This is a genomic window from Streptomyces sp. NPDC005262 (assembly GCF_042872425.1).
Lineage (GTDB): Bacteria > Actinomycetota > Actinomycetes > Streptomycetales > Streptomycetaceae > Streptomyces.
In genome coordinates, this window is record NZ_JBIAKK010000010.1 from 56,434 (window position 1) to 82,532 (window position 26,099).

A 26,099-nucleotide genomic window follows, 5' to 3' on the forward strand; every position below is an offset into this window, starting at 1 on the left:
GCGGCTGACAACGGCGGTGCGGCTGACAACGGCGGTGCGGCTGACAACGGCGGTGCGGCTGACAACGGTGGCGCGGCTGACAACGGTGGCGCGGCTGACAACGGTGGCGCGGCTGACAACGGTGGCGCGGCTGACAACGGTGGCGCGGCTGACAACGGCGGTGCGGCTGACAACGGCGGTGCGGCTGACAACGGCGGTGCGGCCGACAACGGCGGCGGCAACGGCAACAACGGCGGCAACGGCAACGGCGGTGGCAACGGCAACAACGGCGGCGCCTCCGGCGACACCACCGGTGGCGACGACGGTGCCAACACCTGCACCGTCGACCTCGACGGTGCCGAGTGCGCGGACAACACCGACACCGACAGCGTCGGCAACCAGCCGGTCGAGCAGGGCAAGGGCAAGGACGAGCTCGCCGAGACCGGTGCGGCCGAGACCACGTTCCTGCTGGTCGGCGCCGCGACGATGATCGCCGGCGGCATCGGCTTCCGGATCCTGCCGCGTCTGGCGAACGGCCGCACGGCCGCCTAAGGTCCCTGTGGCCGGTGGACGCGCCTGCGTACACAGAAGGGCCCGGGACAGCCGATCGGCGTCCCGGGCCCTTCTACGTACGCATACGGTCACGTACTCACTCCGCAATGCGGGCGGTGACGGTTACAGACAGCTACCGGGTCATACGGTCTGGTGCGCCAGCAGTGCCAGCGTCGCCAGGAGCACCACCAGCAGCGCGACCAGCATCGCCGGGCTCAGGCCCGCGAAGAGTCCCTGCTGGTCTTCCTGCTGCTGCAGCCGCGCGCGGCTGGCCCGGCATACCGGGCACCGGCCCTCGTTCACGGGCGCCGCGCAGTTTGCGCACACCAATCGGTCATAGGTCATGCGCTTTCCTCCTCCCGCGCGGCGGAGCCGCATACGCGTTCTCTCCGCACAACGCTCATGGAAACGCATCCGTTCCCCCTCCACTGTGCCAGCTCGCGCGGATTTCGGCGCGGCCCGCCGGAAACACCCGGTCCGTTCCGGCTCCGGTTGCGCCCCGGCACAGGTTCCGTTCCCCCATAAATCGCCCATCAGCGGACGCGCGCCTGCACGGCTCAGCCCGGTTCGCGTATGGTCACGCACACCTACTCCCGGCCGACCGTGGTGCATCCGTGATCCGATTCGACAACGTCTCCAAGACCTACCCGAAGCAGAGCCGTCCCGCTCTACGGGATGTGTCTCTCGATATCGAGAAGGGCGAGTTCGTCTTCCTGGTGGGCTCCTCCGGCTCCGGCAAGTCCACCTTCATGCGACTCATCCTCCGCGAGGAGCGTGCCAGTCAGGGCATGGTCCACGTCCTCGGCAAGGACCTCGCGCGCCTGTCCAACTGGAAGGTGCCGCACATGCGCCGCCAGCTGGGCACGGTCTTCCAGGACTTCCGGCTGCTCCCCAACAAGACCGTTGCGGAGAACGTGGCGTTCGCCCAGGAAGTCATCGGCAAGCCGCGCGGCGAGATCCGCAAGGCCGTACCGCAGGTCCTCGACCTGGTCGGCCTCGGCGGCAAGGAGGACCGGATGCCCGGTGAGCTCTCCGGTGGTGAGCAGCAGCGCGTGGCGATCGCGCGAGCATTCGTGAACCGCCCCATGCTGCTGATCGCGGACGAGCCGACCGGAAACCTCGACCCGCAGACCTCCGTGGGCATCATGAAGCTGCTGGACCGGATCAACCGGACCGGGACCACCGTCATCATGGCGACCCACGACCAGAACATCGTCGACCAGATGCGCAAGCGCGTCATCGAGCTCGAGAAGGGCCGTCTCGTACGCGACCAGGCCCGCGGCGTCTACGGCTACCAGCACTGAGCGGATCCGGCCGAGCCGGACCCGCCGAGCATCGAGTATTGAAAGGACGCCATGCGCGCCCAGTTCGTCCTGTCGGAGATCGGCGTCGGTCTCCGTCGCAATCTCACGATGACCTTCGCCGTCGTCGTCTCCGTCGCCCTCTCGCTCGCCCTGTTCGGTGGCGCGCTGCTGATGCGCGAGCAGGTCAGCACGATGAAGGACTACTGGTACGACAAGGTCAACGTCTCGATCTTCCTCTGCAGCAAGAACGACGCGGAGTCGGCGGCCAACTGTTCCAAGGGCGCCGTCACCACCGAGCAGAAGAAGCAGATCGAGACCGACCTCGGCAAGATGAAGGCCGTCGAGAAGGTCACCTACGAGTCGGCAGATCAGGCGTACAAGCACTACCAGGAGCAGTTCGGCGACTCACCGATGGCCGGCAACATCACGCCGGACCAGATGCAGGAGTCGTTCCGCGTCAAGCTGCACGACCCCAAGAAGTACAAGGTCGTCGCCACCGCCTTCGCGGGCCGCGCCGGGGTGCAGTCCGTCCAGGACCAGAGATCCATCCTGGACAACCTCTTCGGGCTGATGAACGGCATGAATGTGGCCGCGCTCTTCGTGATGGCGCTGATGCTGGTCATTGCGCTGATGCTGATCGTGAACACCGTCCGTGTCTCGGCGTTCAGCCGGCGCCGCGAGACGGGCATCATGCGGCTCGTCGGTGCGTCCGGGTTCTACATCCAGATGCCGTTCATCATGGAGGCCGCCTTCGCCGGGCTCATCGGTGGCGTGCTCGCCTGCATCATGCTGCTGGCCGGGCGGTACTTCCTGATCGACGGCGGTCTGGCCCTCCAGTCGAAGCTGAATCTGATCGACTTCATCGGCTGGGACGCGGTCTTCACCAAGCTGCCGCTGGTCCTTGCGATCGGGCTGCTGATGCCCGCCGTTGCCGCACTCTTCGCGCTGCGCAAGTACCTCAAGGTGTGACATGCGCCCCGTGGGGCGCGCGGTGAACCCGCCGTGCGCCCTCGGAGTGTTGTCCTAGACTCGACGCCATGTCGGGCCCTACGCACGCTTTCGAGTCCCGCGGCCTCTGCCGCGGGGCGGCCCTGACATTGGTCTTCGCGAGCGTCCTGGCCACCGGGGCGGCCACCGGTTCGCTGCCGCACGGGGACGGTGCCGCAATAAAGGCCCGTGCCGTCGCTTCCACCGCCGACCGCGACGAGGTCGCGCACGCCGCCGCCGAGGCGCTGGCCGACGGCAAGTCCGCCACGGAGGCGGCCGAGGAGGCTGTCAGCCGCAGCGGGGACCGCTGGGGTGCGGTCTACGACGAGCGGGAGTACGAGGAGTTCGAGCAGGCCCTCGACGGCTCGTACACAGGGGTCGGACTGGCCGCGAAGCGCTCGGCCGACGGGCTGGTCGCCGTGGCCCGGGTCCAGCCGGGCGGCCCAGCCGGCCGGGCCGGTATCAAGCGGGACGACCTGCTCCGTACGATCGACGGCCACCGGGTCGACAAACGCCCCGTCGCCGAGGTGGTCGCCCTGCTGCGCGGGGACCGTACGAGCGCCGCCGCGGGCACCACCGTCGTGCTGGGCGTCCAGCGCGGCGCCACCGGCCCGACGAGGACGCTGACGCTGACCCGGGCCCGGCTCCTCACCGAGGCCGTCACCGTCCAGAAGCTCGGACCGAACCGTTCCGATTCCTCCGCAGCTGTACTGATCAAGGTCGACTCGTTCACCAAGGGCGCCGGCGCCAAGGTCCGCGACGCGGTCCGGAGCGCACCCGCGGGCGCCGGGGTGCTGCTCGACCTCCGCGGCAATTCCGGCGGACTGGTCGCCGAGGCCGTGGTCGCCGCGTCCGCGTTCCTCGACGGCGGGCTGGTCGCCACGTACGACGTGCACGGTGAGCAGCGCGCCCTCTACGCCGAGTCGGGCGGCGACACCGAACGTCCCCTCGTCGTCCTCATCGACGGCGGCACCATGAGCGCGGCCGAGCTGCTGACCGGCGCCCTCCAGGACCGGGGCCGCGCCGTCACCGTCGGCTCGCGGACCTTCGGCAAGGGCTCCGTCCAGATGCCCAGCAAGCTCGCGGGCGGCTCGGTCGCCGAGCTGACCGTCGGCCACTACCGCACTCCGGCGGGGCGCAGCGTCGACGGGCACGGCATCACCCCGGACCTCGCGGTCTCCGCCCGGGCCCTGCAGCGGGGCGAGACAGTATTGAGTGGCCTCGGGGGTGGGTCGTAGTGCGAAAATGGCCGCACTATGGCTAAGGAAAAGGACACAGGGCGCAAGCTCATCGCGCAGAACAAGAAGGCGCGGCACGACTACCACATCCTCGACACCTACGAGTGCGGTCTCGTACTGATGGGCACCGAGGTCAAGTCGCTGCGGCTGGGCCGGGCCTCGCTGGTGGACGGCTTCGTCCAGATCGACCGGCACGAGGCGTGGCTGCACAACATCCACGTCCCCGAGTACGTGCAGGGGACCTGGACGAACCACTCCGCCAAGCGCAAGCGCAAGCTGCTGATGCACCGGGCCGAGATCGACAAGCTGGAGTCGAAGTCGCAGGAGACCGGGCACACGATCGTGCCGCTCGCGCTGTACTTCAAGGACGGCCGGGTCAAGGTCGAGATCGCGCTCGCCAAGGGCAAGAAGGAGTTCGACAAGCGGCAGACGCTGCGGGAGAAGCAGGACCTGCGGGAGACGAACCGAGCGATCTCGGCGGCCCGGCGGCGTCAGCGGAGCGCCTGAGCGCGCTCCGGCAGGAATAGGCTGGCACCGTCGTGCGTTGTTCACGTACGATGGCACTGCACCTCACAGCGGGTGCGCCTTTGAAAAAACAACATGGGGATGATCGGTTTCGACAGCGGATGTCGAAGCAGGGGAAGCGTGTCGAGGAAGCGGCAATGATCTCGTAAACCATATGTCGCAACCAATAATCGCCGATTCCAAGCGCGATTCCTTCGCCCTCGCTGCCTAAGTAGCGACTTGCGAAGTGTCAGCCCGGGGGTGATCCCGACCCGGATCCTGGCATCATCAAGGGATCTAAACTTCTAGGCCCGGTCACGGGGCCTGGAAGGAAATCAAACAGTGGCTGGGCCTGTCGGAGGCTTGTTCGCGTGACCTCCGGGGCCGAGAAAAGCGCAGCGAACTGCACACGGAGAAGCCCTGATTCCGCACCGTTGGACGCGGGTTCGATTCCCGCCATCTCCACAATTCCCATGTGAACGAGGACCCCGTTGCCCACCGGCAGCGGGGTCCTCGTTCGTGTCCGGGGTCCTGTCCGGGTTCATGTCCGGCGGATTCCGGCCGCCGCGACGGCCAGGGCGAGTCCCGCCGCGCACACCGGGACGACGTATCCCGAGACCGCCCCGGTGTGCTCGACCATCCAGCCGCCGGCCGCCGAACCGGCTGCTATCCCGCCCAGCAGCGCGGTGACGGAGAGTGTCATGCCCTCGTTCAACCGACCCTCGGGGGTCAGCCGTTGCACCAGCGTCATCCCGGTGACCATCGTCGGCGCCGTGGCCGCGCCCGCCAGCAGCAGACTGCCGGACAGCGTGAGCAGGGAATCGCTCGCGGACGCGGCGAGCAGTGGCAGGGACATCAGCGTCGTCATCCCCGCCAGGCACCACAGCAGCCGGCGCCGGAGGTCCGTGGCCGGGCGCAGCGATCCGTACATCAGTCCCGCCACACACGAGCCGCCGGCCTGGAGCGCCAGGATCGCGCCCCCGGCGTGCGCGATCGTGACGACCTCCATGGCGCCGAAGACCGCGCCGGTGGCGAGGAAGGTGGCGAGCAGCGCGGGCATGCCGCGGGTGCGCAGCGGGGAACCCGCCCGGGTGCGGGGCGCCACCGGGGGCTCCGTGGCGCGCTGGGCGGCGAAGACCAGCACGCCGGTCATCAGCAGGATCGCACCGATCAGCGTCCCGGCCTCCGGGAAGAGAGCCCCACACAGGAGTGCGGCGAGGGCGGGGCCGAGCATGAAGCACAATTCGTCGGCGGCCTGTTCGAAGGAGTTCGCGGTGTGCAGCGCGGCCGGGTCGCCGTAGTGCAGATGGGCCCAGCGGGCGCGGGACATGCCGCCGGTGTTGGGGGTGGTGGCGGTGGCGGCGTAGGCGGCGAAGAGTGTCCAGGCCGGGGCGTCGTAGTGCACGCAGAGCACCAGTGCGAGCGATCCGAGCACGGCGATCGCGGTGGCGGGCACGGCGATCCTGGCCTGGCCGTACCGGTCGACGAGCCGGGCCGTCCAGGGTGCGACGACGGCTGTCGCGGCGAGTCCGGTCGCGGCGACCGCCCCGGCCAGGGCGTACGAGCCGTGCGACCCGGCGATCATGATCACGGCGCTGACGCTGAACATCCCCATCGGCAGCCGTGCGATCAGATTGCCGGTGGTGAAGGCCCGGGCACCGGGGGTGGCGAGCAGGCGACGGTACGGGCCGGTGGAGGCCCGGTGGGCGGGGGCGCCGGTGCGCGGGGCGATCACCAGCAGGTCGCCGGAGACGGCGTGCAGCGGTGTGGTGGGCGTGTCGGACGGCATGGGTCAACCCTCGCGGCGCCCGGCCGGGGCGGTCCAACACCTGCTCCGCGACCATTCACGCATATCTGTTGTAAGTTCGGGCCCGTGACCTCCTCCGATACCGATCCCCGGCTGCTGCGCGCCTTCGTCACCGTCGCCGAGGAACTGCACTTCACCCGCGCCGCCGCCCGGCTGTACGTCGCCCAGCAGGCACTCAGCCGCGACATCCGGCGGCTGGAGCGCGAGCTCGGTGCGGAGCTGTTCGTACGGACCACCCGGCAGGTCTCCCTCACGCCCGACGGCGAACGGCTGCTGCCGCACGCCCGCCGGGTGATCGCCGCCCACGACGACCTCCGCGCCGCCTGGGCGATCCAGACGCGCCCGCTGCTGGTCGACATCAGCGCCCCGGTCGGGACGGGCCACCGGCTACTCGGGCTGGCCCGCAGCGAGGCACCGGGGGTGGAGTTCGTGGCGCGCTATCTGAGCGGGCTGACGGGAGCGGCGGCGGAGATCCTGGCCGGGCGGCTCGATGTCTCCTTCGGCCGGGTGGCAGGGCTCGATCCCGCGGTGCGGGCGGGGCTGGCGCATCAGCCGGTCCGCTTCGAGCGGCTGACCGTCCTGCTGCGCGACGACCATCGTCTGGCGTCGCTCGCCCAGGTCCCGATGGCGGAGCTGGCGGGGGAGCGGCTGTACGCGGCGGCGGGCAACCCGGCCACGGCTGAGTGGACCGACCTCGCGGAGCGGCTGTTCGCGGGGCGGGGGATCGAACTGGTGGCGCCCTTCCCGGAGATCGTGGGGGAGGAGGAGTTCGTACGGGTGGTGCGGAAGCAGGGCTGGTCGGTACTGGCGAGCACCGAGTTCATCGAGGTGCCGGGGATGGTCGTACGGCCGCTGGTCGAACCCGTGCCGCTCTCACCGGTGTCACTCGTGTGGCGCAAGGGGCTGAAGCACCCGGGGGTGGATGCGCTGCGGCGGGTCGCGGCGGGGGTGACGGCGGCGGAACGGGGGCTCGAGGTGCCTGCCGGGAGCTGGCTTCCCGAGGGTGAGCTGGCCTTCATGTCGTAGGCATGCCGATGCCGCAGGGCGCTGATGTGACATGTTGGCCGATTGTTGACCAACGCTGACGCAACTTGACGACAGATAAGCGTGAATTGTGCATGTAGAGGCGATTCTTCTTTTCGGTGCAGGCTGTGCGAAATCGGTGTATCCCCCATTCCTCGACATCACTCGTTCAGGGGCAATTTCGTCAGCTTCGTGCGCTACATTCATCCTCCGGGTGCAAGGTGCTGGGGGGCGCGCTGACCGGGTGGGGGCCCAGTCCGTCGGTACGTAACTGGCTCAAACGTGCGCACCCGTTTTTCTGAGTGGGGGATGTGCCAACACCTGTGGAAAATTGGCGTGAAGGTGCCCGTACCGGGCACACGCATGAGCCGAACGATGTCACCGTCCAACTGGACGGTCTCGGACGTCAGCTCTCCGAACTAACTGCCGAACCAGGAGTCCCAGAAGGCTCCGACGGTCCGGTCTTCGTCGACGAGAGCGGCCGGCGCAGCAAGACGTTCAGGCGTCTGGGCTGGATCCTTGCCGCGGTCTGCGCCTGCTACGCGGTGACGCTGGTCGTCGCCCTGCTCGGCGGCAATTCCAGCGCGCCGTGGCTGCCGCTCTCCGGTCAGAAACAGCACAAGAAGGCGGACGAGGCCCCCGCGCCACCCGCTCCTTCGGGCAGCGCCGACGCGGTCGTGCCGGTGGGCGCGACACCGGGCGCCGCGGAGACGGAGCAGGTGGTCGGCGGCAGTGCGACGCCATCGGCCCGCGCCGGTTCCGGCAGCGCGTCCGCGCCCGGCAAGGACCCGTCGAAGCCGACAACCGTCAAACCGCCGAAGGCCAGCTCCACCACCGGCGGGGGCAAGAAGCCGGAACCGGGGACCTCGACCCCCGGGCCGCCCGCCGCCACCACGACGCCGCCCGTCGATCCCGGTCCCACCGGGTCGCCGAGCCCGCCCGTCGAGTCCCCGGATCCTCCCGTGCAGCAAGAAGGCGCCCAGTAGATGACCACCCCCGCCTCGCGGGGCAGGCACAACAGACAGACGCGGAACCAGCGGCGCAGGCTACCCATGCGCTATCTGCTGCCGTCCGTATTTCTCGTTGCCCTGCTCGCCATGCTGATGTTGCGCGGTTACGTGCACAGCGAAATCCTCGCCGACCACCGGGTCCAGGCCCCGGCGCCCACCGACCAGGTGCCCGACGCGATCCTCGACGGCGGCCCGGTCATCGACGCCCGGAGCGCCACCGCGCCCGCCAAGTCGCTGCGCATCCCCGACCACCGGATCGTGCTGACCTTCGACGACGGACCGGACCCGGTGTGGACCCCGCAGGTCCTCGACGTGCTGAAGAAGTACGACGCGCACGGCGTCTTCTTCGTCACCGGAACGATGGCCTCGCGCTACCCCGGCCTCGTCCAGCGCATGGTCGACGAGGGGCACGAGGTCGGGCTGCACACCTTCAACCACCCGGATCTCTCCTACCAGTCGCACTCCCGGATCGACTGGGAGCTGTCCCAGAACCAGCTGGTACTGGCGGGCGCGGCAGGCATCCGCACGTCCCTGTTCCGGCCGCCGTACTCGTCGTTCGCCGACGCCATGGACAACAAGTCCTGGCCGGTCACCCGGTACGTCGGCACGCGCGGCTACCTCACCGTGGTCAACAACACCGACAGCGAGGACTGGAAGCGCCCCGGGGTCCCCGCGATCATCGAACAGGCCACCCCCAAGGGTGGCAAGGGCGCCGTCATCCTGATGCACGACTCCGGCGGTGACCGGTCCCAGACCGTGGCCGCCCTGGGCGAGTTCCTGCCGCAGATGCAGCAGCGGGGCTACACGTTCACCGACCTCACCACCGCCCTCGGCGCCCCCAGTGCGCACACACCCGTGACCGGGTACGCGCTGTGGAAGGGCAAGGCGTTCGTCTTCGCCGTCGATCTCTCCGAGAAACTCACCGACGTGCTGGTGGCGGGGCTCGCCGTCATCGGAGTCCTCGTCCTCGTCCGCTTCGGGCTGATGCTGCTGCTGTCCTTCCTGCACTCCCGGAAGGTCCGCAGGAGGGACTTCAGCTGGGGGCCCGCGTTCCGTCACCCCGTCTCGGTGCTCGTGCCCGCGTACAACGAACGCGAATGCATCGCCAACACCGTGAGATCCCTGGTGGCGAGCGAGCATCCCATCGAGATCATCGTCATCGACGACGGCTCGACGGACGGCACGGCGGACATCGTCGAGGCATTGCGGCTGCCGAACGTCCGCGTCATCCGCCAGCGCAACGCCGGCAAGCCCGCCGCCCTCAACAACGGCATCGCGCACGCCCGTCACGACATCGTCGTGATGATGGACGGAGACACGGTCTTCGAACCGGCCACCGTCCGTGAACTGGTCCAGCCGTTCGCCGACCCCAAGGTCGGTGCCGTCGCCGGGAACGCCAAGGTCGGCAACCGGGACTCGCTCATCGGCGCCTGGCAGCACATCGAGTACGTGATGGGCTTCAACCTCGACCGCCGGATGTACGACATGCTGCGCTGCATGCCGACCATCCCCGGTGCGGTCGGAGCTTTCCGCCGCGACGCGCTGGACCGGATCGGCGGTATGAGTGAGGACACCCTCGCCGAGGACACCGACGTCACGATGGCGCTGCACCGCGACGGCTGGCAGGTCGTCTACGCGGAGAACGCCCGCGCCTGGACCGAGGCGCCGGAGACCGTGCAACAGCTGTGGTCGCAGCGGTACCGGTGGTCGTACGGCACCATGCAGGCGATCTGGAAGCACCGCCGCGCCCTCGTCGAGCGCGGCCCGTCCGGCCGCTTCGGGCGCGTCGGACTGCCGTTCGTCGCCCTGTTCATGGTCGTCGCCCCGTTGCTCGCGCCCCTCATCGATGTCTTCCTGCTGTACGGACTGGTCTTCGGTCCCACCGAGAAGACCGTCGGCGCCTGGCTGGGCGTCCTCGCGGTGCAGGCCGTCTGCGCCGCGTACGCCTTCCGGCTCGACAAGGAACGCATGACGCATCTGATCTCGCTGCCCCTCCAGCAGATCCTCTACCGGCAGCTCATGTACGTGGTGCTGCTCCAGTCCTGGATCACCGCACTCACCGGCGGCCGGCTGCGCTGGCAGAAGCTTCGCCGTACGGGAGTGGTGGAGGCGCCCGGCGTGATGGTGAGCCAGCGCGGGCGCAGCAACGATCGGAGACCTGTCGCATGACGAGCAGTTACACCCCGGCGTTCCCCCCGCCCCGCCCGGCCCCGGCGCACGCCCGGTCCGCCCCACCGGCACCGGAGGCGTCGGCACCGTCCGCCCCGACCGCCCCGAAGAGGCCGGGCCGCGACCGCTATCTCGACCTGTTGCGCGCCGTCGCCCTCGTCCGTGTCGTCGCCTTCCACGTCTTCGGCTGGGCCTGGCTCACGGTCGTGTTCCCCTCCATGGGCGTCATGTTCGCCCTCGCGGGTTCGCTGATGGCGCGCTCGCTGGACCGTCCCGCCCTGGCCGTCGTGCGGGCCCGGCTCCGCCGTCTGCTGCCGCCGATGTGGGCGTTCGCCGCGGTGGTCGTCCCGGTCATGTTCGTCCTCGGCTGGAACCCCCTGAGGGATGAGGGCATCTGGTGGTTCATCAAGCTGGGCTGTTACCTCCTCCCGGTCGGCGCCCCGCCCTACCCCTGGAGGAACGGCTCGCCGGGCGGCTTCCTGGAGGTGTCCTGGGCGGACCAGGCCGTCGGACCGCTCTGGTACATCCGTGCCTACCTCTGGTTCGTGCTCGCCTCGCCGCTGCTGCTGAGGGCCTTCCGCAAACTGCCCTGGGTGACGCTGCTCGCACCGCTCGGTCTCACCGCCGTGATCGGCACCGGACTGGTCACCGTGCCCGGGCAGACCGGCGAGGGGCTCGTCGACTTCGCGGTGTTCGGCTCCTGCTGGGTCCTCGGCTTCGCCCACCACGACGGACTTCTGAAGAAGATCCCGCGCTATCTGGCTGTCTCGCTCGCCGCGTTCCTGATGGCGTTCGGACTGTGGTGGGCCGCGGGTCATCTGACGCAGGAGGGCTGGAACCTCGACGAGATCCCGCTGGCCCAGTCGGCCTGGTCGCTCGGTTTCTGCGCGATCCTGCTCCAGTACGCACCGTCCTGGCAGCAACTCCCCGGCAGGCTGGCCCGGTGGAACAGCCTGATCACCCTTGCCAACAACCGCGCGGTGACGATCTACCTCTGGCACAACGTGCTGATCATGGCGACCTCGCCGCTCATAGACCAGCTGTGGAACATCCCCTGGGTCGGTGACCACATCGGCCCGTACATCGACTCCTGGTACGCGGTGCTGATGCTGCTCCTGGTCTGGCCACTGCTGGCGCTGATGATCCTCGCTGTCGGCTGGGTCGAGGACGTCGCCGCGAAGCGCAGCCCCCGGCTGTGGCCCACCGGCGCGTCCGCGAGACGGAAGAACGCACCGGCCCCGCAGTGACCGGCCTCCTCCTCACCGGGCCGCCCCGGGCCCGGTGAGAGCAAGGTTGCCCACCGGTCACCTCGCGGCACCGCACCGAAACGCGCGCTCCCTAGCGTCGAGGCAGACGACCCGACACCCGTGGAACGCGAACCGTGGAGGCGTGATGGCCGGCAGGTGGATCGAGCAGTGGGAGCCGGAGGACGAGATCTTCTGGCAGCAGAAGGGCGAGCGGATCGCCCGCCGGAATCTGTGGTTCTCCGTGCTCTCCGAGCACATCGGGTTCTCGATCTGGACCCTGTGGTCGGTGATGGTGCTGTTCATGGGGCCGGAGTACGGGGTCGACCCGGCCGGGAAGTTCTTCCTGATCTCGACGGCGACGCTGGTCGGGGCCCTGGCCCGGGTCCCGTACACGTTCGCCGTCGCCAGGTTCGGCGGGCGGAACTGGACGGTGATCAGCGCCCTGACCCTCCTCGTGCCGACCGTCGCCGCGTACCTGGTGATGGAGCCCGGGACCTCGTACACCACCTTCCTCGTGGTGGCCGCGCTCGCCGGGATCGGCGGCGGGAACTTCGCCTCGTCGATGACGAACATCAACGCCTTCTTCCCGCTCCGCAAGAAGGGCTGGGCGCTCGGCCTCAACGCGGGCGGCGGCAACATCGGCGTGCCCGTCGTGCAGCTCGTCGGGCTGCTGGTGATCGGCACGGCGGGGGCCACCCACCCGCGGATCGTGCTCGCCGTGTACGTACCGCTGATCGTCGTCGCCGCCCTGTGCGCCGCGTCCTTCATGGACAACCTGGCCCCCGTGCAGAACGACACAGGGGCCGCGAAGGACGCCGTCCGCGACCCGCACACCTGGATCATGGCGGTGCTCTACATCGGCACCTTCGGCTCCTTCATCGGCTACAGCTTCGCCTTCGGGCTGGTCCTGCAGACCCAGTTCGGCCGGACCCCGCTGCAGGCCGCCTCGCTCACCTTCATCGGCCCGCTGCTCGGCTCGCTCATCCGGCCCGCGGGAGGGTGGCTCGCCGACCGGTACGGCGGCGCCCGGATCACCCTGTGGAACTTCGCCGCGATGGCCGCGGCGACCGGCGTCGTCGTGTACGCCTCGGGCATCGAGTCGCTCGCCGTGTTCCTCGTGGGATTCATCGCCCTCTTCGTCCTGACCGGGCTGGGCAACGGATCGACGTACAAGATGATCCCCGGCATCTTCCACGCCAAGGCGCTCGCCCAGGGGCTGCGCGGCGAGGAGGCCGCGGCCCACGGGCGACGGCTGTCCGGGGCGGCCATGGGACTCATCGGCGCCGTCGGCGCGCTCGGCGGGCTCGCCATCAACCTCGCGTTCCGGCAGTCCTTCCGGACCGCGGGCACGGGGACGGCGGCCTTCTGGACCTTCCTCGCCTTCTACGGGGTGTGTTTCACGGTCACTTGGGCGGTATACCTTCGCCGCGCCGCCGTCGTCCCCGCGAAGCCGCAGCTCAGTTACGCCGAGGTGTGATCATGACCGTCCGGCGTCGGGACGACGTAACGGGCGGGAAATACGGGTGAACCGAGCCTGTCACGCTTTCTTGGCAGTCTCGGTGCTCCGCATCAACGAGCAGCGGGACGAGAGCCGGTAGACCACATGCGCGACGACGAACAGCACGGGCCCCTCGCGGGTTTCACGGTCGGGGTGACCGCCGCACGCCGCGCGGACGAACTCCTCACCCTGTTGCAGCGACGGGGTGCCACCGTCGTACACGCGCCCGCCCTGCGGATCGTGCCGCTCGCCGACGACAGCGAACTCCTCGCCGCCACCGAGGAACTCATCGACCAGGTGCCCGACGTGGTCGTCGCGACCACTGCGATCGGCTTCCGCGGCTGGATCGAGGCCGCCGACGGCTGGGGCATCGGCGACCGGCTGCTGGACCGCCTGCGCACGGTCGAACTGCTGGCCCGCGGACCGAAGGTGAAGGGCGCCGTGCGGGCCGCCGGGCTCACCGAGGCCTGGTCGCCCGGCTCCGAGTCCATGGCCGAGGTCCTGGACCGGCTCCTCGACGAGGGCGTCGAGGGCCGCCGCATCGCACTCCAACTGCACGGCGAACCACTGCCGGGCTTCGTCGAGTCGCTGCGGGCGGGGGGCGCCGAAGTCGTCGTCGTACCCGTCTACCGCTGGATGGAACCCGAGGACCTCGCCCCGCTCGACCGGCTGCTCGACGTCACCGCCGCCCGTGGCCTGGACGCGCTCACCTTCACCAGCGCCCCGGCCGCCGCCTCCTTCCTGAACCGGGCCGGGACGCGCGGGCTGCTCCCGGAGATCCTGGGCGCCCTGCAGGGCGAAGTCGTCTCGGCCTGTGTCGGCCCGGTCACCGCACTGCCGCTGCAGGCCCGGGGCATCGACACCATCCAGCCCGAACGTTTCCGGCTCGGCCCGCTCGTCCAGCTGCTCTGCCGCGAACTGCCCGGCGGCGCCCGGACGTTGCCGGTCGCCGGGCACCGGGTCGAGATCCGCGGTCACGCGGTGCTCGTCGACGACGAACTGCGTCCCGTGCCGCCCGCCGGCATGGCCCTGCTGCACAGCCTGGCCCGCCGGCCCGGCTGGGTGGTGGCCCGGGCCGACCTGCTGCGTGCGCTGCCCGGCAGCGGTACGGACGAACACGCGGTGGAGACCGCGATGGCCCGGCTGCGTACGGCACTCGGTGTGCCCCGGCTGATCCAGACGGTCGTCAAGCGTGGCTACCGGCTGGCGCTGGACCCGGCGGCGGATGCCAAGTACGCGGACTCCTGAGGCGTTACCGTGCAGGGATGACCACCGACATCCACCTGCTCGACACGGGGGTACGACTCCGTCCCGCCACCATGGCCGACGCCGCAGGTCTCGCCGACTCGCTGACCCGCAGCCGTGCGTACCTGCAGCCCTGGGAGCCCGTGCGTCCCGACGTCTTCTACACCGAGAAGGGGCAGCAGGAGCGCCTGGCGGGTCTGCTGGCGGACCATGAGGCGGGGCGGGGGATGCCGTGGGTGCTCGCCGACGCCGACGACCGGGCGATGGGCGGGTTCACGCTCACCAACATCGTGCTGGGACCGTTCCGCAGCGCCAGTCTCGGCTACTGGGTGGATGTCGCGTACGCGGGGCGGGGCCTTGCCACCGCGGCCGTGGCGCAGGTCTGCGCGGCGGCCAGGGACGTGCTGCGGCTGCACCGCATCGAGGCCTCGACCCTGCTCGACAACGCGGCGTCACAGCGGGTGCTCGCCAAGTCCGGCTTCGAGGCGATCGGTATGGCGCCGCGCTATCTGCACATCAACGGGCAGTGGCGCGACCACCGGCTGTTCCAGCGGATCCTGCACGACGGTCCGGTCGAAGGCGCGGCCGACCGGCCGTCCGCCTGCTGACGGCCGGCCCGGACAGCGCTTGGAGGTCCTCTCAGTCCGCCTGCCGTACGTGACGGTGGCCGTCGAGCGGCCACGGCGGGCGGGCCGGGAGGATCTCGGCGAAGGCGTACCCGCTCTTCGCGGCGACCCGGCACGAGGCGCGGTTGTCCTCCTGGTGGAGCAGGTCGAGCCGCCGCAGACCGTCGTCGGTGAAGGTGGTGAACGCCCAGCCGGTGAGCGCTTCGACCGCCTTCGGGGCGAGCCCACGGCCCCGGGCCCGTGCCGCCGTCCAGTAGCCGACCTCGGCCGAACCGGAGCCGGGCGCCGGGTACTTCAGCGCCACGTTGCCGACCGGTCGGCCGTCGAGGTCCGTGTCGACGACGGCGAAGCTGAACCGGGTGCCGGACTCCCGCCCCTCGGTCTGGACTCGCAGCCAGCGTTCCGCGTCCGCCTCGTCCGTGACGAGATCCCGCAGCCGGTCGCGCATCGTGGCATCGCGGTAGGCGTCGACCAGCGCCGGTATGTCGTCCCGGCCCCAGGGCCGCAGCAGCAGAGGGCCGGCCGAGAACGCGGCCTCCCGGAGATCGTCGCTCATCCCCTCACCGTACGGGGAGTCCGGCTGCGACCGGGGTGGTGGGAGGGGTTCCGGGCCGGGCCGGCGGCGGGCACTCTGGTGGTGGCAACCACCGGCGACCCCAAGGCGGTGACATGCGCATGGCGGCGGGCAAGGGATCGTACGACTGGCGGTTCGACTCCGGGCGGCTCTGCCTGGACCTGGTGGCGACGGGGATCGGCACGTCGGGCGCCTGCGAACTGCTCGACGGGGCGGACCGGCTCGCCGACTGGCTGGTGGCCACCGGACTCGTACCGGAGGACACCAGTCTCGACGCCGTCGACGACACCTGGCTGGCGAGCTTCCGGCAGCTGCGCACCGGCGTCGACCTGTTGCTGACCGCGGAGCTCGGCGGCCGCGACGCCGACGGCGCGCTCGAACGCGTCAACGAACTTGCCGCCGGGGCCCCGCCGGGAGTGCAGGCCGTGCGTGCCGGGAACGGCCTGCTGGTACGGGCACTGAGCGCCGACCTCGAATGCCGGGCGCTGCTGTCCGCCGTCGCCCGCGACGTCGTGGAGCTGCTGACCGACCCGGTCGCGCGGGCCGGGCTCCGCCGCTGCGAGGGCGACAACTGCCGACGGATCTACCTCGATACGTCACGGGGGAGGCGGCGCCGCTGGTGCTCCAGCGAGGTGTGCGGGAACCGGGAGCGGGTGGCCCGGCACCGGCGCCGGGCGGCGGAGGCCACGGTCCCGGCGGAGCTCACCTCGTAAAAAATCTCGGAACCGCGTTGAATGGATCGGGCCCCGCCTCCGTATTCGATGACCAAGGAGCTCAACAGGGTCTCGACCTGGAGGTTCGGGTGCGCAAGGATGCGGCCGTGGCCGATGACCGTCCGCACAGGGCTCGACATCGCAGTGAACCGCCCCCGTCCCCCTCCGCCGTCCCCGACGAGGAGCTGATGCGGGCGCTCTACCGCGAACACGCCGGACCGCTGCTCGCGTACGTGCTCCGCCTCGTCGCCGGCGACCGTCAGCGTGCCGAGGACGTGGTGCAGGAAACGCTCATCCGTGCCTGGAAGAACGCCGGTCAGCTCAACCGGGCGACCGGCTCTGTCCGCCCCTGGCTGGTGACGGTCGCCCGGCGCATCGTCATCGACGGCCACCGCAGTCGGCAGGCCCGGCCGCACGAGGTCGATCCGTCGCCGCTGGAGGTCATTCCCGCGGAGGACGAGATTGACAAGGCGTTGTGGCTGATGACGCTCTCGGATGCGCTCGATGACTTGACTCCCGCCCATCGGGAAGCATTGGTCGAGACCTACTTCAAGGGACGTACGGTCAATGAGGCTGCCGAGGTGCTCGGCATACCCAGCGGCACGGTGCGGTCCCGGGTCTTCTACGCACTGCGTTCGATGAAGCTCGCACTCGAAGAGAGGGGGATCACGGCATGAGCAACCATGAGTGGGAGCCTTTCGGGCCCCGGCCGACCGGTCCCTCCAGCCCCACCGGCCCGACGGGTCCGCGCGGCCGCCCGGGAATCCCCGGCGGCTTCGGAGGCTTCAGCGGCCCCGGCGGCTTCGGCGCAGCCCACGGCCCCGGTTCCGGTGGAGCCGTCGAAGGGCCGGAGCACGACGCCGCCGGTGCGTACGTCCTGGGGATCCTGGACGATAGCGAGGCCTCCGCGTTCGAGGAGCATCTGGCCGGCTGCGCGCTCTGCGCCGCCCATCTCGACGAGTTCGCCGGCATGGAACCCATGCTCGCGATGCTCGCCGAGGCCCCCGCCGCCGTACCGGGCGCCCGCCCCGTCCCGCACGTCCCCGAGCCGCCCGCCCCCCGGGTGCTCGACCGGCTGGTCGACGAGGTCGCGATCGGACGGGCCAGGCGGCGGCGCCGCGGCATGTATCTGGTGGCGGCCGCCGCGGCGCTGATCATCGGCGGTCCGGTGGTCGCCGTCGTGGCCACCGGCGGCGGCAGCGGCACGACCCAGGCGGCCGACCCGCACCCCACCAGCCCCGCCGAGGACGCGTTCTTCCACCACATGACGGAGAAGGTGCAGGCCACCGATCCCGTCACCAAGGTCGACGCCACGGTCGGCATGGAGAAGAAGGCGTGGGGCACGCACGCCGTGCTGGAGCTCAAGAACGTCACGGGGCCGGAGAAGTGCAGCCTGATCGCCGTCTCGAAGACCGGTGAGGAGGAGGTCGTCACCTCCTGGTCCGTACCGAAGTGGGGCTACGGCATCAAGGACTCCCCGCACCCGAACGCGAAATATCCGCTCTATGTCCACGGTGGCGCGGCGATGGACCGTGCCGACATCGACCATTTCGAGGTGCGCACCTTCGACGGAAAGCGGTTGGTGGACATCGACGCATAACCGCCCGACCGGCGCCCGACGCACAATCGAGACCTCCAACGAGCCATACAGGTGCTCGTGGCAGGTGCGCGGCGGGGCTTCCTTCGCATAGGGTTGACGGCTGCCCAATGCACGTCAGAAGGGGGCCTCGGTGGCCGCGCAGGATGCCGCTGTCGATTCGTTGCGGGACCGGGAAATCGGTGTCGAGCAGGAACATCTCGACCGTGTTTATCACCGCCTTGAGGAGAAGATCCACGAGGCGGAATTTCTCATGAACGACGCCGTCAAGCGCGGCCAGGTCGGTACGCCCGGCGCGCTCGCCGAGCGTGATGCCCAGGTCTTCCGGGCCGGGATCCACCTCAACCGGCTGAACAGCGAGTTCGAGGACTTCCTTTTCGGGAGGATCGATCTGCTGCTCGGCAAGGACGGCGAGCGCGGCCCGGACGGCGCGTTCACCTCCGTCGAACCGGCAGACGACGCCGTGCGCGACGACAGCACGGCCGATATCGCGGAGACGCTCCACATCGGCCGGATCGGGGTCCTCGACTCCGACTACGCGCCGCTGGTCATCGACTGGCGGGCACCGGCCGCCGCGCCGTTCTACCGGTCGACGCCGAAGGATCCGGGCCGGGTGGTGCGCCGCCGGGTCATCCGCTCCAAGGGCCGCAAGGTCCTCGGGGTCGAGGACGACCTGATGCGCCCGGAGCTGACCTCGTACAAGGACGGCGACAAGCTGCCCGTCATCGGCGACGGCGCGCTGATGGCGGCGCTCGGCCAGGCCCGCAGCCACACGATGCGGGACATCGTCTCGTCCATCCAGGCCGAGCAGGACATGGTGATCAGGGCGCCCGCCGCCTCCGTCACCGAGGTCTCCGGCGGCCCCGGCACCGGCAAGACCGCCGTCGCGCTGCACCGCGCCGCGTATCTGCTCTACCAGGACCGGCGGCGGTACGCGGGCGGCATTCTCGTCGTCTCGCCGACCCCGCTGCTCGTCGCGTACACCGAAGGTGTGCTGCCCTCGCTCGGCGAGGAGGGGCAGGTCGCGATCCGCGCGGTCGGCTCGCTCTCCGACGAGGCGGCGGGCGTCGAGGGGGCCACCACGTACGACGAGCCGGCCGTCGCCCGGATCAAGGGCTCCTCACGGATGCTCCAGGTGCTGCGCAAGGCGGCCCGCGGGGCGCTGGACCAGCCCCGGACCCCGGGCGTGCCCCAGGGCGGACGGGACGGCCAGCTGTCGTTCGGCGACGAGGAGGGTACCGACGGCTCCGAGGACGGGACGGCCGCGCCCCTCACCACCCCCACCCGCCTGCGCGTGGTCGCCTTCGGCGCCCGCGTCGAACTGAATGCCGACGAACTCCACCGCATCCGGCAGTCCGTACTCGGCGGCACCACCCCGGTCAACCTGCTGCGCCCCCGTGCCCGCAGGCTGCTGCTGGACGCGCTGTGGAACAAGTCGTCCGGCCGGGGCCGCTACACCGACCCCGAGCTGGCCGCGGAACTGCGCTCCTCGTTCGACGACGACGTCTCCACCGAGACGCCGTTCCTCGACTTCCTGAACGCCTGGTGGCCCGAGCTCACCCCGCGCGGGGTGCTCGCCGCGATGGCCGACGAGAAGCGGCTCGGCCGCTGGGCGCGCCGGGTCCTCAACCAGGGCGAGGTGCGCCGCCTCGCCCGCTCGCTGAAGCGGCTCGACGGTGCGGGCCGGGGCCCCCTGTCCGTACACGACGTGGCGATCCTCGACGAGCTGCAGGCACTGCTCGGCACCCCGCACCGGCCGAAGAAGAAGCGTGAGTTCGATCCGCTGGACCAGCTCTCGGGTCTGGAGGAGCTGATGCCGCAGCGCGAGGAGACCCAGCGCGAGCGGGCCGAGCGGCTCGCGGCGGAGCGTACGGAGTACACGCACGTCATCGTCGACGAGGCACAGGACCTGACGCCGATGCAGTGGCGCATGGTCGGCCGCCGCGGCCGTACCGCCACCTGGACCATCGTCGGCGACCCGGCGCAGTCCTCCTGGTCCGATCCCGACGAGGCGGCCGAGGCGCGCGACGAGGCGCTCGGCAACCGCCCGCGCCGCCGCTTCACCCTCACCGTCAACTACCGGAACCCGGCGGAGATCGCGGAGCTTGCGGCGAAGGTCCTGGCGCTCGCGATGCCCGGAATGGAGTCACCGGCCGCGGTCCGTTCGACGGGGGTGCAGCCCCGCTTCGAGGCCGTACGCGACGGCGATCTGGCCGGGGTCGTACGGGAGGAGGCGCGGCGGCTGCTCGGCGAGGTGGACGGCACGGTCGGTGTCGTCGTCGCGATGAACCGGCGCGCGCAGGCCCGCAAGTGGCTCGCGGAGCTCGGCGACCGGGTGGTGGCGCTCGGCAGTCTGGAGGCGAAGGGCCTGGAGTACGACGCCACGGTCGTCGTCTCGCCGGCGGAGATCGCCGACGAGTCGCCGGCCGGGCTGCGGGTGCTGTACGTGGCGCTGACCCGCGCGACGCAGCAGCTCACCGTGGTGTCGGGGGAGCGGGACCTGCCCGACGAGGACGGAGTTCCGGATCTGCTGAGGGACTGACGGACAAGTCAACCTGCGGTGCGGGAATCACTTATCCCGGGGACTTTGTTAGCCTGGTGTCGGCACCGGCTCGATCCAAGCCCCCGGGCCCAACCTTCGTCGCTACGAGCGACCACTTGCCGCGAGGCGAGCATGGCGGGTCGGTGCCGCTCAAGTGAAAAAGACAGACCCGTGTCACCTTCCGGTGGCGCGGGTCTGTTTTTGTTGGTGGCCTGGTCCGGCGGCCGTGTCCAGGGGGCTGCCGGGGTTCCGCGAAGAGATCAAATCTCGTATGGTGGAAAACTCTTTCCGAAGAGTGGCAGTCATTACCGACTACCAGCCAGTAGGTGCGAATATCGGGAAGCGTGTCCGAGGCGAGCGCCCCGGCCGCGTAGCAATGAAGCTAGGGAAAGCGAAGGACTCGGCCATGGCAACGGCGCCCAGCGTCTCGTACTCGATGACGGTCAGGCTGGAGGTGCCCGCGAGCGGCACAGCGGTCTCCCAGCTCACCACGGCCGTGGAGTCCTCCGGCGGTTCGGTCACCGGCCTCGATGTGACCGCTTCCGGTCACGAGAAGCTGCGGATCGACGTCACCATCGCGGCCTCCTCCACCGCGCACGCGGACGAGATCGTCGAAGGTCTGCGCGACATCGAAGGTGTCGTGCTGGGCAAGGTCTCCGACCGTACGTTTTTGATGCACCTCGGCGGCAAGATCGAGATGGCGTCCAAGCACCCCATCCGCAACCGTGACGACCTCTCGATGATCTACACCCCTGGTGTGGCCCGGGTCTGCATGGCGATTGCCGAGAACCCCGAGGACGCCCGTCGTCTCACCATCAAGCGCAACTCCGTCGCAGTTGTGACGGACGGCTCCGCCGTACTCGGCCTCGGCAACATCGGTCCGATGGCCGCCCTGCCCGTGATGGAGGGCAAGGCGGCCCTGTTCAAGCGGTTCGCCGGCATCGACGCCTGGCCGATCTGCCTGGACACCCAGGACACCGACGCGATCGTCGAGATCGTCAAGGCGATCGCCCCCGGCTTCGCCGGCATCAACCTGGAGGACATCTCCGCACCCCGCTGCTTCGAGATCGAGGCACGGCTGCGCGAGGCCCTCGACATCCCCGTCTTCCACGACGACCAGCACGGCACCGCGATCGTCGTACTGGCCGCCCTGACCAACGCACTGCGCGTGGTGGGCAAGGGAATTGGGGACGTACGCGTCGTCATGTCCGGCGCCGGAGCGGCCGGTACGGCCATCCTGAAGCTGCTCATCGCAGCGGGCGTCAAGCACGCCGTCGTCGCCGACATCCACGGTGTGGTGCACGCGGGCCGCGAGGACCTGGTCTCCGCCGACCCCGACTCGCCGCTGCGCTGGATCGCCGACAACACCAACCCGGAGTCGATGACCGGCACGCTCAAGGAGGCCGTCGTCGGCGCCGACGTCTTCATCGGCGTCTCCGCTCCGAACGTGCTGGACGGCAACGACGTCGCGGCGATGGCGGACGGCGCGATCGTGTTCGCGCTCGCGAACCCGGACCCCGAGGTGGACCCGGCAATCGCCCGCCAGACCGCGGCAGTTGTGGCCACCGGGCGTTCCGACTTCCCGAACCAGATCAACAACGTGCTGGTCTTCCCGGGTGTCTTCCGCGGTCTGCTGGACGCTCAGTCCCGCACCGTCAACACGGAGATGATGCTCGCTGCGGCCGGCGCCCTCGCCGAGACGGTTGCCGAGGACGAGCTGAACCGGAACTACATCATCCCGTCGGTCTTCAACGACAAGGTCGCGGGCGCGGTCGCCGGGGCCGTCCGCACGGCCGCGAAGGCCGCTGGAGGCACTGTGACGGGCCCGGGCAACTCCATCTGAACCCCCCGCTTCCCTTGCCCGCCACGGCCTCCGCAGGGGGCCGTGGCGGGTTGTGGCGCCCCCCACGTCGGCCTGCCCCACGGCGCGTCGCGGGTCGCGGGGCCCCAAACGCCCCTTTAGGGTGGGCGGGCAGCGAGCCCCGCAGGACCCCGCACCCGCTGTGGACCCGCCGCGGGGCGCTCCAGCTGCTGCTGAGGGCCGCTTCAGGGAGTCGACGGAACGTCACCACGACGAGGCAGTGGCGGCTTTCGTGTGACTCCGGAGGGTGCCGGATTGGCTTTCCCGCCGCAGGTGGGGGCAGGATGCGTATTCGGGCGCGAGGGTCTGACGTCAGACCCGGGTCCGGGGACTGTCCGAGGGCCCTGGCAGCATCGGCTTCGATCTCACGCCTCACAGGCAAGAAGAACACGGGAGTAACAACATGAACCGCAGTGAGCTGGTGGCCGCCCTGGCCGACCGCGCCGAGGTGACCCGCAAGGACGCCGACGCCGTGCTGGCCGCGCTCGCCGAGACCGTCGGTGAGATCGTCGCCAAGGGCGACGAGAAGGTCACCATCCCCGGCTTCCTGACCTTCGAGCGCACCCACCGTGCCGCTCGCACCGCTCGTAACCCGCAGACCGGCGACCCGATCAACATCCCGGCCGGCTACAGCGTGAAGGTCTCCGCGGGCTCGAAGCTCAAGGAAGCCGCCAAGGGCAAGTAAGCCCCGTAGGCACGACGGAGGGCGGTCACCCCGACCAGGGTGACCGCCCTCCGGCGTGTACAGGCCGCAGGATCCGCTGCAAGGCCGCTGTGAGCCTCTGTGAGGCCACTGCCGGGCCCGTGGCGGGGTTCCGGCGGCGAAAGGCCGTGTGCGGGCCTCGCCGGCGACGAGAAGCGGGGGCCCGGGGCAGTGCCCCGGACCCCCGCGTCGGTCCCGGCCCTCGGGCGCCCGCCCTCAGACCAGTGACCCGCCCGGCAGCTCCACCTTCGCGCCCAGCTTCTCCAGCTTGTCCATGAAGTTCTCGTAGCCACGGTTGATCAGGTCGATGCCGTGCACCCGGGACGTGCCCTGCGCCGCCAGTGCGGCGATCAGGTACGAGAACCCGCCGCGCAGGTCCGGGATGACCAGATCCGCGCCCTGCAGCTTCGTCGGCCCGGACACGACCGCCGAGTGCAGGAAGTTCCGCTGGCCGAAGCGGCAGTCGGAGCCGCCCAGGCACTCGCGGTAGAGCTGGATGTGCGCCCCCATCTGGTTGAGGGCGGACGTGAAGCCGAGCCGGGACTCGTACACCGTCTCGTGGACGATGGACAGGCCCGCGGCCTGTGTCAGCGCCACCACCAGCGGCTGCTGCCAGTCGGTCTGGAAGCCGGGGTGCACGTCCGTCTCCAGGGCGATGGCGTTCAGCGCGCCGCCCGGGTGCCAGAAGCGGATGCCCTCGTCGTCGATCTCGAAGGCGCCGCCGACCCGGCGGAACGTGTTCAGGAACGTCATCATCGAGCGCTGCTGTGCACCGCGCACATAGATGTTGCCCTCGGTCGCCAGCGCCGCGGACGCCCAGGAGGCCGCCTCCAGGCGGTCCGGGATCGCCCGGTGCGTGTAGCCGTCGAGCCGGTCGACACCGGTGATCCGGATCGTCCGGTCGGTGTCCATCGAGATGATCGCGCCCATCTTCTGCAGCACGCAGATGAGGTCCTCGATCTCCGGCTCCACGGCCGCGTTGGACAGCTCGGTGACACCCTCGGCGAGCACGGCCGTCAGCAGCACCTGCTCGGTGGAACCCACCGACGGGTACGGCAGCCGGATCTTCGTACCGCGCAGCCGCTGAGGGGCCTCCAGGTACTGGCCGTCCGCCCGCTTCTCGATCGTCGCGCCGAACTGCCGCAGCACGTCGAAGTGGAAGTCGATCGGCCGTCCGCCGATGTCACAACCGCCGAGTCCCGGGATGAACGCGTGGCCCAGCCGGTGCAGCAGCGGGCCGCAGAAGAGGATCGGGATGCGCGACGAGCCCGCGTGGGCATCGATGTCGGCGACGTTCGCGCTCTCGACATGGGTGGGGTCCAGGATCAGCTCACCCGGCTCGTCACCGGGGCGGACCGTCACACCGTGCAGCTGCAGCAGGCCCCGCACGACCCGCACATCGCGGATGTCGGGCACGTTGCGCAGCCGGCTGGGCCCGCTGCCGAGCAGCGCGGCGACCATCGCCTTCGGCACCAGGTTCTTGGCGCCTCGGACACGGATCTCGCCCTCCAGCGGGGTTCCGCCGTGGACAAGCAGGACATCGTCTGTGCCGGTCATGAATCTCGCGTTCCGGAGTGGTCGGGCAGGGGGCCAACCGAAAGGGTAATGGGCAGGTACCCCCCTTCCATAAGGCTACGGGAGGAGTACGAACGTCATGAATCCGCTATAACACGTTCTGCTTGCCGGGCCTTGCGGAGGGTTACCGTCCGCAAGTGCCTCCCGGACCGTGCGCTCTCCGTGCACCCGTGCGCCCTGAGCTGCGCTCGGGCCCCCTCCGGCGCCCGGCGTCCCACTTGGTCCCCACGGAGGGCGAAGATGCGGGATCATTTCTGCCATGACCGAGGTGTCCTCGCTCACAGGGCGACTGCTCGTGGCCACGCCCGCCCTGGCGGACCCGAATTTCGACCGCGCGGTGGTGCTGCTCCTCGACCACGACGAGGAGGGCTCGCTCGGCGTGGTCCTGAACCGCCCGACCCCGGTCGGTGTCGGTGACATCCTCGTGTCCTGGGCCGACCTGACCGCCGAGCCGGACGTCGTCTTCCAGGGCGGCCCGGTCTCGCTCGACTCGGCGCTCGGTGTCGCGGTGATCCCCGGCGACGAGGGGCCGCTCGGCTGGCGGCGGGTGTACGGGGCGATCGGCCTGGTGGACCTGGAGGCGCCGCCGGAGCTGCTGGCGGCGGCGCTCGGGTCGCTGCGGATCTTCGCCGGATACGCGGGCTGGGGGCCCGGGCAGCTGGAGACGGAGCTGACGGAGGGTGCCTGGTACGTGGTGGAGTCCGAGCCCGGAGACGTCTCCTCGCCGCGGCCGGAACAGCTGTGGCGGGCGGTTCTGCGCCGTCAGCGAAGCGAGCTCGCCATGATCGCCACCTATCCGGACGACCCTTCGCTCAACTGAAGGCCGGGCCTTTCAGTACCCTGGCTGTTATGAGCACTCTTGAGCCCGAGCGCGGGGCAGGTACGGGGACCCTCGTAGAGCCGACGCCGCAGGTGTCGAGCGGCGACGGCGACCACGAGCGCTACGCCCATTACGTCCAGAAGGACAAGATCATGGCGAGTGCCCTGGAGGGCACCCCCGTGGTCGCACTGTGCGGGAAGGTCTGGGTACCGGGGCGCGACCCCAAGAAGTACCCGGTCTGTCCCATGTGCAAGGAGATCTACGAGTCCATGGGCGCCGGTGGCGACAAGGACAAGGGCAAGGGCGGCAAGGACAAGAAGTAGTCCGTCCCCGACCGTTCGGGCCGAGGCCCCCGGGAGTGCGCTGACGCGTGCACCCGGGGGCCTTTTCGCATGCCCTTTCGCAGGCCCTGGGTTGTTTGCCCGTATCGCTCGGTCACAGATTGGTTGAGACCACTTGTCGGCGTCCGTGACCGCTCCTAGTCTCCTGCCAGTTGTGCAGAACGAAACGCCCGTTGCATATGTT

At 70.1% G+C, this 26,099-nt stretch carries 24 protein-coding genes and 1 other RNA gene; 21 read left to right on the forward strand and 4 right to left on the reverse strand.

Features of this window, described 5'->3' with window-relative positions:
- Nucleotides 1–531, forward strand: a 531-nt coding sequence (locus ACFYP5_RS23770) for an LPXTG cell wall anchor domain-containing protein (protein WP_389039401.1), incomplete at its 5' end; no start/stop codon positions are given.
- Nucleotides 532–672: 141 nt separating this feature from the next.
- Here ACFYP5_RS23770 and ACFYP5_RS23775 read toward each other — a convergent pair.
- Complete coding sequence (locus ACFYP5_RS23775) at nt 673–876, reverse strand: hypothetical protein (protein WP_389039404.1); 204 nt, start codon at nt 874–876, stop codon at nt 673–675.
- Nucleotides 877–1,145: 269 nt separating this feature from the next.
- Here ACFYP5_RS23775 and ftsE point away from each other — a divergent pair, with 269 nt between their 5' ends.
- The 5 genes from ftsE to ssrA all read left to right on the forward strand — a co-directional run bounded on the left by ftsE (nt 1,146) and on the right by ssrA (nt 5,032).
- Nucleotides 1,146–1,835 carry a cell division ATP-binding protein FtsE gene (gene ftsE, locus ACFYP5_RS23780; RefSeq protein WP_030922922.1) on the forward strand — a complete coding sequence of 230 codons (690 nt, stop codon included), beginning with the start codon at nt 1,146–1,148 and terminating at the stop codon, nt 1,833–1,835.
- A 51-nt stretch (nt 1,836–1,886) separates the two neighbouring features.
- Nucleotides 1,887–2,804, forward strand: coding sequence for a permease-like cell division protein FtsX (gene ftsX / locus ACFYP5_RS23785; RefSeq protein ID WP_030922925.1), 918 nt, complete (start codon nt 1,887–1,889; stop codon nt 2,802–2,804).
- A 68-nt stretch (nt 2,805–2,872) separates the two neighbouring features.
- A complete protein-coding gene (locus tag ACFYP5_RS23790; protein WP_389039407.1) occupies nt 2,873–4,060 on the forward strand; it encodes a S41 family peptidase in 1,188 nt (395 codons plus the stop codon).
- Nucleotides 4,061–4,078: 18 nt separating this feature from the next.
- Complete coding sequence (smpB, locus tag ACFYP5_RS23795; RefSeq protein ID WP_030922931.1) at nt 4,079–4,567, forward strand: SsrA-binding protein SmpB; 489 nt, start codon at nt 4,079–4,081, stop codon at nt 4,565–4,567.
- A gap of 95 nt (nt 4,568–4,662) precedes the next feature.
- Nucleotides 4,663–5,032, forward strand: a transfer-messenger RNA (tmRNA) gene (ssrA, locus tag ACFYP5_RS23800).
- A 73-nt stretch (nt 5,033–5,105) separates the two neighbouring features.
- Here ssrA and ACFYP5_RS23805 read toward each other — a convergent pair.
- A complete protein-coding gene (locus tag ACFYP5_RS23805; protein WP_389039410.1) occupies nt 5,106–6,353 on the reverse strand; it encodes an MFS transporter in 1,248 nt (415 codons plus the stop codon).
- An 84-nt stretch (nt 6,354–6,437) separates the two neighbouring features.
- Between ACFYP5_RS23805 and ACFYP5_RS23810 the strand changes: the two genes are divergently transcribed.
- The 7 genes from ACFYP5_RS23810 (at nt 6,438) to ACFYP5_RS23840 (ending at nt 15,171) form a co-directional block, all read left to right on the forward strand.
- Nucleotides 6,438–7,397, forward strand: coding sequence for a LysR family transcriptional regulator (locus ACFYP5_RS23810; RefSeq protein WP_389039413.1), 960 nt, complete (start codon nt 6,438–6,440; stop codon nt 7,395–7,397).
- A 320-nt stretch (nt 7,398–7,717) separates the two neighbouring features.
- On the forward strand, nt 7,718–8,380 hold the full coding sequence (locus ACFYP5_RS23815) for a hypothetical protein (RefSeq protein WP_389039416.1): 663 nt from the start codon (nt 7,718–7,720) through the stop codon (nt 8,378–8,380).
- A 66-nt stretch (nt 8,381–8,446) separates the two neighbouring features.
- A complete protein-coding gene (locus tag ACFYP5_RS23820; RefSeq protein ID WP_389039874.1) occupies nt 8,447–10,573 on the forward strand; it encodes a bifunctional polysaccharide deacetylase/glycosyltransferase family 2 protein in 2,127 nt (708 codons plus the stop codon).
- Nucleotides 10,570–11,820 carry an acyltransferase gene (locus tag ACFYP5_RS23825; RefSeq protein ID WP_389039419.1) on the forward strand — a complete coding sequence of 417 codons (1,251 nt, stop codon included), beginning with the start codon at nt 10,570–10,572 and terminating at the stop codon, nt 11,818–11,820. Before ACFYP5_RS23820 ends, ACFYP5_RS23825 begins: the two co-directional genes overlap by 4 nt.
- Nucleotides 11,821–11,965: 145 nt before the next feature.
- Nucleotides 11,966–13,297: a nitrate/nitrite transporter gene (locus tag ACFYP5_RS23830; RefSeq protein WP_389039421.1), complete on the forward strand. Its 1,332-nt coding sequence runs from the start codon at nt 11,966–11,968 to the stop codon at nt 13,295–13,297.
- Nucleotides 13,298–13,423: 126 nt separating this feature from the next.
- Complete coding sequence (locus ACFYP5_RS23835; protein WP_389039424.1) at nt 13,424–14,566, forward strand: uroporphyrinogen-III synthase; 1,143 nt, start codon at nt 13,424–13,426, stop codon at nt 14,564–14,566.
- 17 nt (nt 14,567–14,583) lie between these two features.
- On the forward strand, nt 14,584–15,171 hold the full coding sequence (locus ACFYP5_RS23840) for a GNAT family N-acetyltransferase (RefSeq protein ID WP_389039427.1): 588 nt from the start codon (nt 14,584–14,586) through the stop codon (nt 15,169–15,171).
- Between the two features lie 31 nt (nt 15,172–15,202).
- Here the strand turns inward: ACFYP5_RS23840 and ACFYP5_RS23845 are convergent, their stop codons facing one another.
- Nucleotides 15,203–15,745, reverse strand: coding sequence for a GNAT family N-acetyltransferase (locus ACFYP5_RS23845; RefSeq protein WP_389039428.1), 543 nt, complete (start codon nt 15,743–15,745; stop codon nt 15,203–15,205).
- Nucleotides 15,746–15,864: 119 nt separating this feature from the next.
- On the opposite strand from ACFYP5_RS23845, the gene ACFYP5_RS23850 reads away from it, so the two are divergent.
- The 6 genes from ACFYP5_RS23850 to ACFYP5_RS23875 all read left to right on the forward strand — a co-directional run bounded on the left by ACFYP5_RS23850 (nt 15,865) and on the right by ACFYP5_RS23875 (nt 23,161).
- Nucleotides 15,865–16,476, forward strand: coding sequence for a CGNR zinc finger domain-containing protein (locus tag ACFYP5_RS23850; RefSeq protein ID WP_389039876.1), 612 nt, complete (start codon nt 15,865–15,867; stop codon nt 16,474–16,476).
- 89 nt (nt 16,477–16,565) lie between these two features.
- Nucleotides 16,566–17,153, forward strand: a complete 588-nt coding sequence (locus ACFYP5_RS23855) for a sigma-70 family RNA polymerase sigma factor (protein ID WP_093776749.1) — start codon at nt 16,566–16,568, stop codon at nt 17,151–17,153.
- Nucleotides 17,150–18,076, forward strand: coding sequence for an anti-sigma factor family protein (locus ACFYP5_RS23860; protein ID WP_389039431.1), 927 nt, complete (start codon nt 17,150–17,152; stop codon nt 18,074–18,076). Before ACFYP5_RS23855 ends, ACFYP5_RS23860 begins: the two co-directional genes overlap by 4 nt.
- A 130-nt stretch (nt 18,077–18,206) precedes the next feature.
- Nucleotides 18,207–20,615, forward strand: a complete 2,409-nt coding sequence (locus tag ACFYP5_RS23865; RefSeq protein ID WP_389039434.1) for a HelD family protein — start codon at nt 18,207–18,209, stop codon at nt 20,613–20,615.
- Nucleotides 20,616–21,021: 406 nt separating this feature from the next.
- Complete coding sequence (locus ACFYP5_RS23870; RefSeq protein ID WP_389039436.1) at nt 21,022–22,458, forward strand: NAD-dependent malic enzyme; 1,437 nt, start codon at nt 21,022–21,024, stop codon at nt 22,456–22,458.
- A gap of 421 nt (nt 22,459–22,879) precedes the next feature.
- Entirely contained in the window at nt 22,880–23,161 is a 282-nt protein-coding gene (locus ACFYP5_RS23875) for an HU family DNA-binding protein (protein WP_003968811.1), read from the forward strand.
- A 234-nt stretch (nt 23,162–23,395) separates the two neighbouring features.
- Here the strand turns inward: ACFYP5_RS23875 and murA are convergent, their stop codons facing one another.
- Nucleotides 23,396–24,736, reverse strand: a complete 1,341-nt coding sequence (gene murA / locus ACFYP5_RS23880) for a UDP-N-acetylglucosamine 1-carboxyvinyltransferase (RefSeq protein ID WP_030922987.1) — start codon at nt 24,734–24,736, stop codon at nt 23,396–23,398.
- A 277-nt stretch (nt 24,737–25,013) separates the two neighbouring features.
- On the opposite strand from murA, the gene ACFYP5_RS23885 reads away from it, so the two are divergent.
- Both ACFYP5_RS23885 and ACFYP5_RS23890 read left to right on the forward strand, forming a co-directional pair.
- Complete coding sequence (locus ACFYP5_RS23885; RefSeq protein ID WP_030971143.1) at nt 25,014–25,574, forward strand: YqgE/AlgH family protein; 561 nt, start codon at nt 25,014–25,016, stop codon at nt 25,572–25,574.
- Between the two features lie 29 nt (nt 25,575–25,603).
- On the forward strand, nt 25,604–25,897 hold the full coding sequence (locus ACFYP5_RS23890) for a DUF3039 domain-containing protein (RefSeq protein ID WP_063756076.1): 294 nt from the start codon (nt 25,604–25,606) through the stop codon (nt 25,895–25,897).
- Nucleotides 25,898–26,099: the final 202 nt, after the last annotated feature.

Excerpts from the sequence above, each read along its gene's own strand:
- ACFYP5_RS23775 (WP_389039404.1), bottom strand. The coding sequence starts at position 876 with ATGACCTATGACCGATTGGTGTGCGCAAACTGCGCGGCGCCCGTGAAC.
- ftsX (WP_030922925.1), top strand. The coding sequence starts at position 1,887 with ATGCGCGCCCAGTTCGTCCTGTCGGAGATCGGCGTCGGTCTCCGTCGC.
- ACFYP5_RS23790 (WP_389039407.1), top strand. The coding sequence starts at position 2,873 with ATGTCGGGCCCTACGCACGCTTTCGAGTCCCGCGGCCTCTGCCGCGGG.
- smpB (WP_030922931.1), top strand. The coding sequence starts at position 4,079 with ATGGCTAAGGAAAAGGACACAGGGCGCAAGCTCATCGCGCAGAACAAG.
- ACFYP5_RS23805 (WP_389039410.1), bottom strand. The coding sequence starts at position 6,353 with ATGCCGTCCGACACGCCCACCACACCGCTGCACGCCGTCTCCGGCGAC.
- ACFYP5_RS23820 (WP_389039874.1), top strand. The coding sequence starts at position 8,447 with ATGCGCTATCTGCTGCCGTCCGTATTTCTCGTTGCCCTGCTCGCCATG.
- ACFYP5_RS23825 (WP_389039419.1), top strand. The coding sequence starts at position 10,570 with ATGACGAGCAGTTACACCCCGGCGTTCCCCCCGCCCCGCCCGGCCCCG.
- ACFYP5_RS23830 (WP_389039421.1), top strand. The coding sequence starts at position 11,966 with ATGGCCGGCAGGTGGATCGAGCAGTGGGAGCCGGAGGACGAGATCTTC.
- ACFYP5_RS23835 (WP_389039424.1), top strand. The coding sequence starts at position 13,424 with ATGCGCGACGACGAACAGCACGGGCCCCTCGCGGGTTTCACGGTCGGG.
- ACFYP5_RS23840 (WP_389039427.1), top strand. The coding sequence starts at position 14,584 with ATGACCACCGACATCCACCTGCTCGACACGGGGGTACGACTCCGTCCC.
- ACFYP5_RS23845 (WP_389039428.1), bottom strand. The coding sequence starts at position 15,745 with ATGAGCGACGATCTCCGGGAGGCCGCGTTCTCGGCCGGCCCTCTGCTG.
- ACFYP5_RS23850 (WP_389039876.1), top strand. The coding sequence starts at position 15,865 with ATGGCGGCGGGCAAGGGATCGTACGACTGGCGGTTCGACTCCGGGCGG.
- ACFYP5_RS23860 (WP_389039431.1), top strand. The coding sequence starts at position 17,150 with ATGAGCAACCATGAGTGGGAGCCTTTCGGGCCCCGGCCGACCGGTCCC.
- ACFYP5_RS23870 (WP_389039436.1), top strand. The coding sequence starts at position 21,022 with ATGGCAACGGCGCCCAGCGTCTCGTACTCGATGACGGTCAGGCTGGAG.
- ACFYP5_RS23875 (WP_003968811.1), top strand. The coding sequence starts at position 22,880 with ATGAACCGCAGTGAGCTGGTGGCCGCCCTGGCCGACCGCGCCGAGGTG.
- murA (WP_030922987.1), bottom strand. The coding sequence starts at position 24,736 with ATGACCGGCACAGACGATGTCCTGCTTGTCCACGGCGGAACCCCGCTG.
- ACFYP5_RS23885 (WP_030971143.1), top strand. The coding sequence starts at position 25,014 with ATGACCGAGGTGTCCTCGCTCACAGGGCGACTGCTCGTGGCCACGCCC.
- ACFYP5_RS23890 (WP_063756076.1), top strand. The coding sequence starts at position 25,604 with ATGAGCACTCTTGAGCCCGAGCGCGGGGCAGGTACGGGGACCCTCGTA.